9 protein-coding genes and 1 tRNA gene are annotated in these 13398 nt (G+C 71.9%); 6 read left to right on the top strand and 4 right to left on the bottom strand.

The window, feature by feature from the left end; genetic code table 11:
• Positions 1-81: 81 nt before the first annotated feature.
• Positions 82-1080: a phosphotransferase gene (locus tag ACIPEP_RS09410; RefSeq protein WP_070416684.1), complete on the bottom strand. Its 999-nt coding sequence runs from the start codon at positions 1078-1080 to the stop codon at positions 82-84.
• A 108-nt stretch (positions 1081-1188) separates the two neighbouring features.
• On the opposite strand from ACIPEP_RS09410, the gene nudC reads away from it, so the two are divergent.
• The gene (gene nudC, locus ACIPEP_RS09405; RefSeq protein WP_071294993.1) at positions 1189-2124 is read left to right on the top strand and encodes an NAD(+) diphosphatase; all 936 of its coding nucleotides are present in this window, start codon (positions 1189-1191) and stop codon (positions 2122-2124) included.
• Positions 2121-3884: an ATP-dependent helicase gene (locus ACIPEP_RS09400; protein WP_402717106.1), complete on the top strand. Its 1764-nt coding sequence runs from the start codon at positions 2121-2123 to the stop codon at positions 3882-3884. Before nudC ends, ACIPEP_RS09400 begins: the two co-directional genes overlap by 4 nt.
• Here the strand turns inward: ACIPEP_RS09400 and ACIPEP_RS09395 are convergent.
• Positions 3775-4632, bottom strand: a complete 858-nt coding sequence (locus ACIPEP_RS09395; protein ID WP_402717105.1) for a hypothetical protein — start codon at positions 4630-4632, stop codon at positions 3775-3777. The two genes, ACIPEP_RS09400 and ACIPEP_RS09395, sit on opposite strands and share 110 nt — an antisense overlap.
• A 59-nt stretch (positions 4633-4691) precedes the next feature.
• The gene (locus ACIPEP_RS09390; protein ID WP_402717104.1) at positions 4692-6068 is read right to left on the bottom strand and encodes a zinc-dependent metalloprotease; all 1377 of its coding nucleotides are present in this window, start codon (positions 6066-6068) and stop codon (positions 4692-4694) included.
• 106 nt (positions 6069-6174) lie between these two features.
• Between ACIPEP_RS09390 and ACIPEP_RS09385 the strand changes: the two genes are divergently transcribed.
• The 4 genes from ACIPEP_RS09385 to ACIPEP_RS09370 all read left to right on the top strand — a co-directional run bounded on the left by ACIPEP_RS09385 (position 6175) and on the right by ACIPEP_RS09370 (position 11666).
• On the top strand, positions 6175-7284 hold the full coding sequence (locus tag ACIPEP_RS09385) for a PDZ domain-containing protein (protein ID WP_229085201.1): 1110 nt from the start codon (positions 6175-6177) through the stop codon (positions 7282-7284).
• Between the two features lie 240 nt (positions 7285-7524).
• Complete coding sequence (locus tag ACIPEP_RS09380; protein WP_175473631.1) at positions 7525-10512, top strand: UPF0182 family protein; 2988 nt, start codon at positions 7525-7527, stop codon at positions 10510-10512.
• A gap of 64 nt (positions 10513-10576) precedes the next feature.
• A tRNA-Met gene (locus tag ACIPEP_RS09375) sits at positions 10577-10653 on the top strand.
• Between the two features lie 197 nt (positions 10654-10850).
• Positions 10851-11666, top strand: a complete 816-nt coding sequence (locus ACIPEP_RS09370) for a carbon-nitrogen hydrolase family protein (protein WP_402717103.1) — start codon at positions 10851-10853, stop codon at positions 11664-11666.
• A 473-nt stretch (positions 11667-12139) separates the two neighbouring features.
• Here the strand turns inward: ACIPEP_RS09370 and ACIPEP_RS09365 are convergent, their stop codons facing one another.
• Positions 12140-13342 (bottom strand): aminotransferase class I/II-fold pyridoxal phosphate-dependent enzyme, encoded by a 1203-nt coding sequence (locus ACIPEP_RS09365; RefSeq protein WP_402717102.1) that lies wholly within the window; start codon positions 13340-13342, stop codon positions 12140-12142.
• Between the last annotated feature and the right edge of the window lie 56 nt (positions 13343-13398).

The following is a 13398-nucleotide window of genomic DNA, read 5'->3' as shown; positions in this document are numbered from 1 at the left end:
CGACGCGCGTCAGCCGTGCCGACACGGGTCAGCCGCGCCGACGCGTCCGCCGCGCCGACGCGGCAGCTGCGCCGACGCGCGTCAGCCGTGCCGACGCTCGGTCGACGACAGCAGCTGCTCGACCTCGCCGATCTCCATCGTCTCCGGCGAGACCGACTGCAGCGGTGCCGCGCTCGGCGTCTGGACCGCGTCCACCAGCCGGTGCATCATCGCGACCGCGTCGTCGACGACCTCGGTGCTCTTCACCTGCACGCCGTGCAGCAGCCACTGCGCGGTCTCGAGCTCATGGTGCACCCGCGCGCGCTGCGCGAGCTGCCGGTCCCGGCCGCCGCCGTTCGCCTCGTACGCGCTGAGGACGGTGTCGAACGCGTCCTTGCGGCCGGCGAGCACCCACGCGAGGTCCTTCGCCGGGTCGCCGAGCCGCAGCTCGCCCCAGTCGATGACGCCGGAGACGTCGTCGCCGGAGACCAGGATCGTCTCGGTGCCGAGCGACCCGTGCACGACGGTGGGCGTGAACTGCCAGAGCTGCTGGTCGCGCGCCGCGCCCTCCCACCGCTCCTTGAGCGCCGCCGGGACGAGCTTCGTGGCGACCGCGCGGTCCATCACGGAGACGGCGGAGCGCAGGACCTCGAACGGGGTGAGGGACGGCAGGCCGGCGTCGGTGACGAAGCTCGTCGGCAGCTGGTGGATCGCGGCGATCGCCCGGCCGACGCTGGTCGCGAGCTCCGGTCGTTCGACGAGGGCCTGCAGCTTCGGGTGCGTCCCGGGCAGGTACGAGGTGACGATGGCGCGGGTCGAGCCGATCGGCGCCTGTCCGCGGTACTCGGCGACGCCGAACGGGAGGCGCGTGCGGATCCCGGCGCTCAGCGCCCGGATCGCGACGAGGTCGGCGGACTGTCGGGCTTCGGCCCGCTGGTTGCGTGGGCGGCGGATCGCGGACCAGGCGCCGTCGGCGTCGCGGAGGACGGCCGACTCGTAGTCCCCGGACGCGGCCGAGCCGAGCGTGCGCGTGCCCGTGACGACGAGGCCTGAGACGGCCGTGGTCGCCAACGCGGCTAGAGTGAACTGGGATCCCGCCATGCCCCTCAGGGTAGGTCCGCAGCCGGTGGTCGAGCGTGCGCCACGCTGGCCCGCGGCAGCCCGGGCTCCCGCACCGCCGACCCGATCCGACCCGAGGAGCCCCCTGCCGTGACCGTCGAGTTCGCCGCGAGGCTGCCCCTCTCCCGCAACGACCTCGACCGCGACGCGGAGTTCCGCACGACGGACGACCTCGACCGGGTGCTGCGGGACGACCCGTCGACCCGGTACCTGCCCGTCCGCGGCTCCGAGATGCTGCGGAACGCCGACGGCACCCTCCGCTTCGTCTCCGCCGATGCCGTGCCGGTCGACGCGGTGACGCTGTACCTCGGTCGCGCCGTGTCCGACGCCCCCGATGCGCCCGCCGGCACCCGGTTCGTCGCCGCGTTCCTCGACGCCGAGACCGCTGCTCGGATCGAACCGGCCGACGACGCGTGGGAGAGCCTGCGGATGTTCGGGACCGAGCTGTCGCCGCGCGACCAGGGCCTCGCGGTCGAGGCCGTGGCGATGGCGAACTGGCACGCCGTGCACGGCTTCTCGCCCCGCACCGGGTCCGCGACCGACGTGGTCACCGGCGGCTGGGTGCGCCGCGATCCCGAGGGACACGAGCACTTCCCGCGCACCGACGCGGCGATCATCGTCGGGGTCACCGACGCCGACGACCGGATCCTGCTCGGGTCGAACGCGGCGTGGGACGCGGACCGGTACTCGCTGCTCGCGGGCTTCGTCGAGCCGGGGGAGTCGCTCGAGGACGCCGTCCGGCGCGAGGTCTGGGAGGAATCCGGCGTCCGCGTCGAGGAACCCGAGTACCTCGGCTCGCAGCCGTGGCCGTTCCCGGCGTCGCTCATGCTCGGGTTCCGCGCCCGTGCGGTGGACGGGGACCCGACGACGGCTCGGCCGGACGGCGTGGAGATCCTCGACGTCCGGTGGTTCTCGCGCGACGAGATCCGGGAGCGTGCGGGCGACACCCTGCTGTTGCCGGGGAAGACGTCGATCGCCCGCGCCATCATCGAAGAGTGGTACGGCGGGCCGCTGGACCTGCCGTGAGCAGCGCCGCCGCCGGGGCCGGGGCCGAGCCGCTCCGACCACCGTCGCCGGACGAGCTCCTCGCCGCCCTCGACGCCGAACAGCGCACCGTCGCCCGGACCCTGCTCGGTCCCGTGGCCGTCCTCGCCGGCGCCGGCACCGGCAAGACCCGCGCCATCACGCACCGCATCGCGTACGGCGTCGCGACCGGCACCTACGCGCCGAACCACGTCCTCGCCCTGACCTTCACCACCCGGGCGGCCGGCGAACTGCGGTCGCGGCTGCGCTCCCTCGGTGCGGGCACGGTCCAGGCCCGCACGTTCCACGCCGCGGCGATGGCGCAGCTCAGCTACTTCTGGCCGGACACCGTCGGCGGCCACGCCCCGAAGATCGTCGAGTCAAAGGGCCGGATGATCGCGCACGCGGCGGACACGGTCGGCCTGCGGGTGGACACCCCGACGCTCCGCGACCTGGCCGGCGAGGTCGAGTGGCGGAAGGTCCAGATGCTCTCGTACGACGAGTACGAGGCCGCGGCGGCCGACCGGGTCATGCCGCGCGACACCGCGCCGCGCCGGGTCCTCGACCTCATGCGCGCGTACGAGCAGCTCAAGGACGACCGGCGGCAGCTCGACTTCGAGGACGTCCTGCTCGCGACGCTCGGCATGGTGGAGTCCGAACCCCGGGTGGCGTCGTACGTCCGGCAGCAGTACCGCTTCTTCGTCGTGGACGAGTACCAGGACGTCTCGCCCGTGCAGCACGACCTGCTGCGCGCGTGGCTCGGCGGCCGGGACGACGTCTGCGTCGTCGGCGACGCCAGCCAGACGATCTACTCGTTCGCGGGGGCGTCGAGTCGCTACCTGCTCGGCTTCGGCTCGGAGTTCCCCCGCGGATCCGTGCTGCGGCTCGAGCGGAACTACCGCTCCACGCGCGAGGTGGTGCACGCCGCGAACGCGCTCATGCGCGGGCAACCGGGCGCCCTCGACCTCGTCGCGCAGCACACCGAGCCCGGACCACGGCCCGAGGTGCTCGCGTGCGTGCACGACGGCGACGAGGCGCAGACGGTCGCCCGGACCATCGCGTCGCTGGTCGCCGACCCGGCCTCGGGCGCGTCCTACGGGGACGTCGCGGTGCTCTACCGCCTCGGCGCCCAGGCCGCCGCGGTCGAGTCGGCGCTCGGACGCGCGGGCATCCCGTACCGGGTCCAGGGCGGCACCCGCTTCTTCGACCGCCCCGAGGTCAAGCTCGCGGTGCACCACATGCGGGGTGAGGCCGTCCGGCAGACCGACGACGAGCTCACCCGGCGGGTCGGCCTCGTGCTGCAGGTGAGCGGGTGGACGCCGACGCCACCGGAGGGCACCGGCGCCGTGCGCGAGCAGTGGGAAGCGCTGCAGGCGATCATGGGCCTCGCCGAGGACGCTCCCGCCGGCACGACGATGCAGCAGTTCACGCAGGACCTGGTGGACCGTGCCGCGACGCACCACGAGCCGGAGCTGGACGCCGTGACCCTCGCCACGCTGCACTCGTCCAAGGGCCTGGAGTGGCCGCACGTCGTGGTGATCGGTGCGGCCGAGGGGCTGCTCCCGATCTCGTACGCCACGACCGACGCCGAGATCGACGAGGAACGCCGGCTCTTCTACGTCGGGCTGACCCGTGCCCGCCGGTCGGTGACGGTCACGTGGTCGCGACAGGGTTCCACGCGTGGGGGAGCCCGGGTGGCGAGTCGGTTCCTGGCAGCGCTCGGCACGAACAGCGCGGATGGAACGTCACCGGGAGCCGACTGACCGACAGGTCGTCGCGCTCGAAGACCAGTTGGTCCGGACCGGGGTGCTGGGTGCGTGACGGCAGCCGTTCGAGGAGCATCCGGGTCACCGCCGCCGCGACCGCCGCGATCCGGTAGGGCGAGAGCGGTGCCGCGGGGCGGCCCCACACCTGCGCCGCGATGGCCGGCCAGCACGGGTCGTCGTCGACGTGCGCGTACTCGACGCACTGGAGGCACGGCCCGGCACCCGGGACGACGAACGGCCCGAGGCGCACGCGTCCGTCCCCGACGACGACCGGCAGGTGCGCGGTGCCCCGCCGGGTCCAGGCCGCGCGGACCGCCGGGTCGACGACGTGGTCGGCCACCACCACGGCGAGCTGGGGATCCGGGTCGGGGACGGTCACCGGTCCGCCCCGCGGCGCGGTCGTGCGCGCGACCGTGACGCCCTCGCCCGAGAGCAGTTCGGCGACCGCGTCCGGCAGGGTCCCGGTGCCGTGCACCTCGACCCGGGCCAGCGGTTCGGGCAGGACGTCGACGACCGCGGGCGAGGCGTCCCCGAGCACACGCGCGGCGAGACCGGGCGGACACCCGATCGCCGCGGCGACCCCGGAGAGTGCGTCACGGCCGGTCTCGCGACGGAGTGCGCACAGGAACCGTTCCTCGGCCGTGCTCGGGACCGGTACGACGGCGCGCGGCGGATCGACCCCGAGCTGGACGGTGGCCGGGTCGCGCCAGACGAACTCGAGGGTCGGATCGATGCGGATGCCCATGCCCCCACGCTGGCGGACGTGACGCCCGCGCGGGGCAGGGTCAGCGGATCTGTGGAGAACTACTTCGGAGCGTCGCCCTCGTCGACGTTGCCGGACTCGTCCTCGCGCGGACGGTCACCGGTGGCGTCGTTGAGCAGGTCCTCGAGCGCCTTGTCGAACTCGTCGTCCTCGGCGGAGCGGCCGGGGTTGCGCAGCCGGGCCACGAAGGCGTCCGGTGCGTCGATGTCGTCCGAGGTCGGGACCGCGTCGAAGTGCGACCAGAGCGCGTCGCGCTGCTCGGTGCCGAGCTCGTCGGTGACCCGCTGCCACATCGCCGCGGCTTCGCGGAGGCGACGGGGACGCAGTTCGAGACCGACGAGGGTGGCGAACGCCGACTCGGCCGGACCGCCGGCAGCGCGACGACGACGGACCATCTCGGCGATCGCGCCGGACTTCGGCAGACGCTCGGTGGCGGCGGCCGTCACGGTGTCGACCCAGCCCTCGACGAGCGCGAGCATCGTCTCGAGGCGGGCGAGGGCGGTCTCCTGCTCCTCGGTGCGCGGCGGGATCAGGGCACCGGACGCGAGGGCGTCCCGGAGCTGTTCCTGGTTCGTCGGGTCGATCTCGGACGCGAGCTCCTCGACGCGGTCGAACGGGATGTGGATGCCCCGCGCGTAGTCGGTGATCGACGAGATGATGTGCAGGCGGAGCCAGCGGGCCGAACGGAACAGCCGTGCGTGCGCGAGTTCCCGGACGGCCAGGTAGATGCGGACCTCGTCCTCGGGGACGTCGAGTCCCTCGGCGAACTCGGCCACGTTCTGCGGCAGGAGTGCGGCGACCTGCTCGTCGAGGAGCGGCACGCCGACGTCGCCGCCGGACACGACCTCCTTCGAGAGCTGCCCGACGACCTGGCCGAGCTGGATCGCGAACAGTGCGCCGCCGACGCCGCGCATCGCCTTCGAGACGTCGCCGAGCATCGCCTTGAGCTGCTCCGGGGCACGCTGCTCGATCGCCTCGGTCAGGGCGTTCGAGATGCTCAGCGCCACGGGTTCCGCGATCTGCGCCCACACCGGCGTCGTCGCCTTCGCCCACTGCTCGCGCGTGTAGAGGCTCGGCGTCGCGGTGAGCTCGGCGACCGAGGTGGCCTCGTCCAGCCAGAGCGCCGCGACCTGGAACGCCTGGTCGGCCGCCTGCGAGGTCGCGGGGTCGACCGGGTGGCCGCCCTCACGAGCGATCGCGGTGGCGCGCTCGGACGCGACGGAGAAGTCGATGCCGTCACCGCCCGACTGCGCGGCACGCTGCAGCTGGCTCATCAGGTTCGCGACGAAGGCCGGGTCGTTCGGCAGTCCGGCGGCACCGGCGAGCTGCGACGGGTCGATCTGGCCCTCGCCGGAGAGGAGCTTCCGGAGCATCTCCTGGAAGTCGTCGTCCGGCCCCGGCTGCGGTTCATCAGGCATGACGACTACGCTAATCGCTGCTCACGGGGCCGCGCCTGGGACGCCCCCGTGGGAACGCCCGAACCGCTGCGCCGAGGGCGAACAGCCCCCGTGGAAGGACGTTCTCGTGACCCTCTTCGCCGCCGAGCCCCGTCGTCGTCCCCGTTCCCGGACCGTCGGCTGGGCGTTCGTGATCGGTGCCGTCGTCCTCGGGCTCCTCGCCAGCCTGCTGCCGAGCCCCTACCTGATCGAGGTCCCCGGCCCGGTGTACAACACCATCGGGACCCAGGAGCAGGGCACGGGCAAGGACGCGAAGCAGGTCAAGCTCATCCAGGTCGACGGCCACCCGACCTACCCCACCGCCGGCGCACTCGACATGCTCACCGTCGGCATCCAGGGCGACGCCACGAACCGCCCCTCCTGGACGAGCGTCATCCGGGCGCTCTTCACGAAGTCCGAGGCGGTCATCCCGGCGTCCGCGATCTACCCCGAGGGCGTCACCACCGACCAGGTCAACCAGCAGGACACGGCCGACATGCAGCAGTCGCAGCAGTCCGCCGTGGCCGCGGCCCTCATCCAGCAGGGGTACGAACTGCCCACCGATCTCGAGGTCGGCACGGTCCAGAAGGGCTCCGCGGCCGACGGCGTCATCGAGAAGGGCGACGTCATCCGCTCCTTCGACGGGACCTCGCTCACCGAGAACGCCGACGCGACCTCGCTCCGTGAGCTGGTCGCGAAGCACGGCACCTCGGGCCCGGCGACGGTCGTCGTCGAACGCGACGGCGCCGAGAAGACGGTCGAGCTGACGCCGCGGAGCGAGCAGGGCACGGCCCTGATCGGCGTGGGCGTGACCGAGCAGTACGACTTCCCGTTCCGCGTCTCCATCGAGCTCCAGGACGTCGGCGGCCCGTCGGCCGGGATGATGTTCGCCCTCGGGATCATCGACGAGATCACGCCGGGCAAGCTCAACGGCGGCAAGCACGTCGCCGGCACCGGCACGATCACCGCCGACGGCGAGGTCGGCGCGATCGGCGGCATCCGGCAGAAGCTGTACGGCGCGAAGGACGCCGGCGCGACCGTCTTCCTCGCCCCGGCCGACAACTGCGGCGAGGTCGTCGGCCACGTCCCGGACGGACTCGACGTCTACAAGGTCGCCACGCTCGACCAGGCGGTCACCGACCTGCAGACGATCGCCTCCGGGAAGAGCACCGCGAAGCTCGCGCGCTGCACGTCGTAGACCCGGCCACGCGCTCCGGGCGACGTCCGCGGCCGTCGCGATCCGTGCCTCCCGAACCGTGTTCCAGGAGGCGCGACCCGCCATCCTGAGTCTCCGTACAGTTTCAGGGGTGCTCGCGCCACATAGGATCGATGCACTGACGGCCCGCCTCGCCGGGCCCGCCGGTTCGACACGTCTGGAGCACATCAAGTGACGACAACCTCGTCCACCTCGGGGCGGCGTTCGCCGCGGGTCCCGATCGTGGTCACGATCATCGTGCTGGCCGCACTGGTGATCGCCTTCTTCATCTTCGCGAGCCTGTACACCGACTACGCGTGGTTCGCGCAGCTCGGCTTCCAGCAGGTCCTGACCACGCGGTGGATCGCCGGGACCCTGATGTTCCTCGCCGGGTTCCTCGGGATGGCGGTGCCCGTCTACGCGAGCATCGCGATCGCGTTCCGGTTCCGGCCGGTCTACGCGAAGCTCAACTCGCAGCTCGACCGCTACCAGCAGGTCATCGAGCCGCTGCGCCGTGCCGTCATGATCGGGATCCCGGTCGTGCTCGGCATCTTCGCCGGGCTGTCGACCGCCGGCCGGTGGACCATGGTGCTCGAGTACTTCAACCGGACGCCGTTCGGCAAGACCGACCCGCAGTTCGGGCTCGACATCGGCTTCTACGTGTTCGAACTGCCGTTCTGGCGCGCGATCGTGGCGTACTCGTCGGCCGTGGTGCTCATCGCCGGGCTGGCCGCGCTCGCCGCGTGCTACCTGTACGGCGCGATGCGCTTCGGCGGCCGCGAGGTCCGGATCTCGAAGGCCGCGCGCATCCAGCTCGCGATCACCGCCGCCGTCTACGTCGCGCTGCAGGCCGTGAGCCTCTGGCTCGACCAGTACGCCGCGCTGACGAAGTCGAACTCGCTCATCACCGGTGCGCAGTACACCGAGGTGAACGCCGTCATCCCGGGTCGCGAGATCATGGCGGGCATCGCCGCGATCGTGGCGATCCTCTTCATCGTGACCGCGGTCATCGGCCGCTGGCGCATCTCGATCGTCGGCACCGGGCTGCTGCTCGTCGCGGCGATCGTCATCGGCGGCATCTACCCGTGGATCGTGCAGCGCCTGCAGGTGAAGCCCTCGGAGCGGACGTTCGAGTCCGCGTACATCGAGCGGAACATCAAGGCGACCCGTGACGCCTACGGTGTCGCGGGCGTCCAGGAGCAGAACTACGACGCGACGACCGAGGCGAGCTCCGGCGCCCTCGCGCAGGACGCCCAGACGACGGCGAACATCCGCCTGATCGACCCGAAGATCGTCTCGGACACCTTCAGCCAGCTGCAGCAGTACCGGCAGTACTACCAGTTCCCGAAGGAGCTCGACGTCGACCGCTACGACGTCAAGGGCGAGACCGAGGACACCGTGATCGCGGTGCGCGACATCGACCTCGACGGCCTCAGCGCGCAGGCGAACACCCCGTACAACCGTGCCTTCGTCTACACGCACGGCTACGGCGTGACGGCGGCGTACGGCAACCAGCGCGCCAGCGACGGCAAGCCGGTGTTCCTCGAGTCGGGGATCCCGTCCAACGGTGCCCTCGGCGACTTCCAGCAGCGCGTGTACTTCGGTGAGACCTCGCCGGCGTACTCGATCGTCGGTGCGCCGAAGGGCTCGAAGAACGTCGAGCTCGACTACCCGTCCGGCTCGGACGAGAACGACGACAGCGGCGGCAACGCCACGACGACGTACGCCGGCGACGGCGGCCCGAGCATCGGCAACTTCTTCAACCGGCTCGTCTACGCCGCGAAGTTCCAGTCCGAGCAGATCCTGCTGTCGAACGCCGTGAACCAGGACTCGCAGATCCTCTACGACCGCGACCCGATCACGCGCGTGCAGAAGGTCGCGCCGTACCTGACCCTCGACAACGACGCGTACCCGGCGATCGTCGACCACCGCATCCAGTGGGTCGTCGACGGCTACACGACGAGCGACGCGTACCCGTACTCGCAGAGCCAGAGCCTCTCCGACACGATCGCGGGTGCTGAGAGCTCGGCGTACCGGACCGACCAGGTCAACTACATCCGGAACTCGGTGAAGGCCACGGTCGACGCGTACACGGGCAAGGTGACGCTCTACGCCTGGGACACCAAGGACCCGGTGCTCAAGACGTGGCAGAAGATCTTCCCGACGGCGACGAAGCCCGTGTCGAGCATGAGCGCGGAGCTGCTCGACCACGTGCGGTACCCGACCGACCTGTTCAAGGTGCAGCGGTCGATCCTCGGCACCTACCACGTCACGAACGCGAACTCGTTCTACTCGGGTGACGACGCCTGGAACGTGCCGCAGGAACCGACCTCGGGGACGAACGACACCGACACCTCGGACGCGTCGACCACGACCAACTCGGGCACGAACGCGCTCGGGGCGACCACCACGACGACGGCCAAGGGCAACCTGCAGGACCCGTACTACCTCACGATGAAGGTGCCGGGGCAGGGGACCGCGTACACGCTGTACACGACCTACATCCCGCAGCAGTCGGCCGGGGCGAACAACCGGAACGTGCTGACCGGGTACCTCGCGGTGGACTCCGATGCCGGAGGCGCGGGGAAGGGCAAGAAGGGGTCCGGCTACGGCAAGCTCACGCTGTTGACGATGCCGAAGACGGACAACATCCCCGGGCCCGGTCAGGTGCAGAGCCTCTTCAACGGTGACTCGACCGTCTCGCAGGAGCTGAACATCCTGAAGCGCGGGAACTCGACCGTGAAGCAGGGCAACCTGCTCACGCTCCCGGTGGGTGGCGGCTTCCTCTACGTGCAGCCCGTGTACGTGCAGTCGACGTCGAGCGGCTCGTACCCGCTGCTGCAGAAGGTGCTCGTGGCGTTCGGCGACAAGATCGCGTTCGAGGACACCCTCGACGAGGCGCTCAACAGCCTCTTCGGTGGCGACTCGGGTGCGTCGGCCGGTGACTCCGGTGCGTCGGGTGGCTCGGGTGACTCGGGTGCGTCGTCGGGTTCCGACTCGGGTTCGTCGGACTCCGGGTCGTCGGGTTCCGACTCCGGTGCGTCCTCGGGCTCGTCCGGCTCCGGCACGGTCGACAACGCGGCGCTGCAGAAGGCCCTGAACGACGCCAAGCAGGCGCTGCAGGACCGCCAGGACGCCTACGCGGACAACGACCTGGTCGCCGCTGCCGAGGCCGACCAGCGGCTGCAGGACGCGATCCAGGCCGCCACCGAGGCCGAGGGCGGGAACTAGACACACCGTGGCGGGGCACTCGATTTGTGCCCCGCCACGGCCCCGTGTAGGCTGTTCAACGTGCCGCGGGGTGGAGCAGTTCGGTAGCTCGCTGGGCTCATAACCCAGAGGTCGTAGGTTCAAATCCTGCCCCCGCAACCAAGCGTCACAGAGAAGGCCCCGGTCCAGTCGGACCGGGGCCTTCTTCGTGTGCGGTGCTGGCTGGTGCGTGTGCTGTGCCGGTGGGCGCGTGTGCGGGTGGGTGGCGCCGAATCTCGGCCGGGCGGACAGTTTCGCGCCCGCACTGCGCGAGGAACGTCCGCGGAGCCGAGTCTCGGGCCGCCCGGTACGCTCGGCGGATGGGCACCCTCACCGTCGCCGCGGCGCAGTTCGCACCCGTTGACGACCCCGTCGCGAACCTCGAGACCGTCCGCGCCGCGGCAGTCGACGCCGCCGCCCGACACGCCGACCTCCTCGTCACGCCGGAGTACACCTCGTACTTCACTGCCGAGATCGACGACCGGTTCGTGGCCGCCGCCCAACCGCTCGACGGTCCGTTCGTCACCGGTCTGCAGGCCGTCGCCCGCGAGGTCGGCATCGCCCTCGTCGTGGGCGTCGCCGAAGCTGCTGACGCCGCGGACCGCTTCCGGAACACCCTCGTCGCGGTCCTGCCCGACGGGTCGATCGCTGCGACGTACCGGAAGGTGCACCTCTACGACGCGTTCGGCTCGAAGGAGTCGGACCACATCGAGTCCGGCGACCCCGAACAGCTGCCGGTGTTCGAGCTCGGCGGGCTGCGCGTCGGCCTCGAGACCTGCTACGACCTGCGGTTCCCCGAGGTCACCCGGCGCCTCGCCGCACCCGAACACGGCGCCGCCGACGTCGTGGTCCTGCCCGCCGAGTGGGTCCGAGGCCCCGGCAAGGAGCACCACTGGAGGACGCTGCTCACCGCCCGTGCCATCGAGAACACCGTGTGGGTGGTCGGGGTGGGACAGACGCCGCCGATCGGCATCGGAGGATCGGTCGTCCTCGACCCCTCGGGCGTCGCGGTCGCCGCTGCCGGGGCGGTCCCGGGGATGCTCGTCGCGGGGATCGACACCGCCGTGACGGACGCCGTGCGCCGCACGAACCCGTCGCTGGTGCTCCGCCGCTACGAGGTCACGCCCCGCCCCTGACCCGCGCGGCGGGGCGCGGGGGGAGGCGTGCGCGTGTGCGTCCCCGCCGAGCGGGCGAAATGCGTGGGCCCGAAGGCGCGAGCGGATCCCATTCCGCCCACTCGCCCTGGCGCGCGGCGGCGCTCGTGCCGAGCGGGCGAAATGCGCCGCTCGGCAGGCGCGACCGGGCACTGTTTCACCCGCTCGCGGTGGGGGCGCGGTGGCGCTCATCGCGAGCGGGCGAAATGCTTGGGCCGGCAGGCGCGAGCGGATCCGATTCCGCCCGCTCGCGTTGGGGCGCGGCGGCGCTTGTGCCGAGCGGGTGAAATGCGCCGCTCGGCAGGCGCGACCGGGCACTTTTTCGCCCGCTTGCGGTGGCGCCGCGGTCGCGCCGGCGCCGAGCGGGCGAAATACGTGGGCCTGGAGGCGCGGGTCGGGTTGATACCGCCCGCCCGCGGTGGCGGGCGGGTCCGGCCCGCCCGCCCGCGGGGGAGTCAGCCGCGCAGGGCGAGACCGGCGAGCCGATCGGCGGCGTCCTCGAGCACCGAGCGCCGCTTGCAGAAGGCGAACCGCACGAGTGACCGGTAGCCGTCGGCGTGATCGGGTCGGACGAACGCCGAGACCGGGACGCCGACCACCCCGGCGAGCTCGGGGAGCTGCAGGCAGAACGCCCGGGCGTCCTCGTACCCGAGTGCGGCCGTGTCGGCGATGACGAAGTACCCGCCGTCCGGGCGCATCACCTCGAAGCCGGCCGCTCGGAGTCCCGCGGCGAGCAGGTCGTGCTTGGCGGACAGCTCGGCGGCGATGCCGGCGAACACACTGTCCGGCAGCCGGAGCCCGGTCGCCACGGCGGGCTGGAAGGGCGCGCCGTTCACAAAGGTCAGGAACTGCTTCACGGTGATGATCGCGTCGACGAGCGCCGGCGCCGCCGTGAGCCAGCCGATCTTCCAGCCGGTGGTGCTGAAGGTCTTCCCAGCGCTCGAGATGGTCACGGTGCGATCGGCGGCACCGGGCAGGGTGGCGATCGGGACGTGCGGCACGTCGAAGGTCAGGTGCTCGTACACCTCGTCGGTGACGATCACGGCGTCGTACTTCGTGGCCAGTTCGACGATCGTGGTGAGCACCTCCGTCGGGAGGACACGGCCGGTCGGGTTGTGCGGGGTGTTCACGAGCACCGCACGGGTCCGGTCGGAGAACGCGGCGCGGAGGGTGTCCTCGTCCGGGAGGAAGTCGGGCGCCCGCAACGGCACCGTCACATGGGTCCCGCCGGCGAGACCGATGAGCGCGCCGTACGCGTCGTAGAACGGTTCGAAGGTGATGACCTCGTCGCCGGGCTCCACCAGGGCGAGGAGTGTCGCGGCGAGGGCCTCGGTCGCGCCGGCGGTGACGAGCACCTGGCGGTCGGGATCGACCTCCAGGCCGTACCACCGGGCCTGGTGCTCGCTGATGGCCGCCCGGAGGTCCGGGGTCCCGCGTCCGGGCGGGTACTGGTTGACGCCGTCGCGGATCGCTGCGACCGCTGCCTCGAGGACCTCTGCGGGACCGTCCTCGTCCGGGAAGCCCTGCCCGAGGTTGACCGCGCCCGTGGCCGCCGCGAGCGCACTCATCTCGGCGAACACCGTCGGCGCGGGGACGCCGTCCGGGCCGAGGAGCATCGCTCCCTCTGCTGCTCGCAACCAGGGTCCTGCGTGACGCATGTGGTTCCCTCCGAGGTGTCGACCGCACTCGCGGCGCTGAACGGACCCCAACCTAG

Origin of the sequence: Curtobacterium sp. NPDC087082 (assembly GCF_044745045.1) — a bacterium.
Taxonomy (GTDB): Bacteria; Actinomycetota; Actinomycetes; order Actinomycetales; family Microbacteriaceae; genus Curtobacterium.
Note: the sequence above shows the minus strand (reverse complement) of the source record. Positions and strands in the feature narration are given on the sequence as shown.

What these genes read in the sequence shown, in the direction of transcription:
- ACIPEP_RS09410 (WP_070416684.1), bottom strand. Translation starts at nt 1,080, where the DNA reads ATGGCGGGATCCCAGTTCACTCTAGCCGCGTTGGCGACCACGGCCGTC.
- ACIPEP_RS09395 (WP_402717105.1), bottom strand. Translation starts at nt 4,632, where the DNA reads ATGGGCATCCGCATCGATCCGACCCTCGAGTTCGTCTGGCGCGACCCG.
- ACIPEP_RS09390 (WP_402717104.1), bottom strand. Translation starts at nt 6,068, where the DNA reads ATGCCTGATGAACCGCAGCCGGGGCCGGACGACGACTTCCAGGAGATG.
- ACIPEP_RS09370 (WP_402717103.1), top strand. Translation starts at nt 10,851, where the DNA reads ATGGGCACCCTCACCGTCGCCGCGGCGCAGTTCGCACCCGTTGACGAC.
- ACIPEP_RS09365 (WP_402717102.1), bottom strand. Translation starts at nt 13,342, where the DNA reads ATGCGTCACGCAGGACCCTGGTTGCGAGCAGCAGAGGGAGCGATGCTC.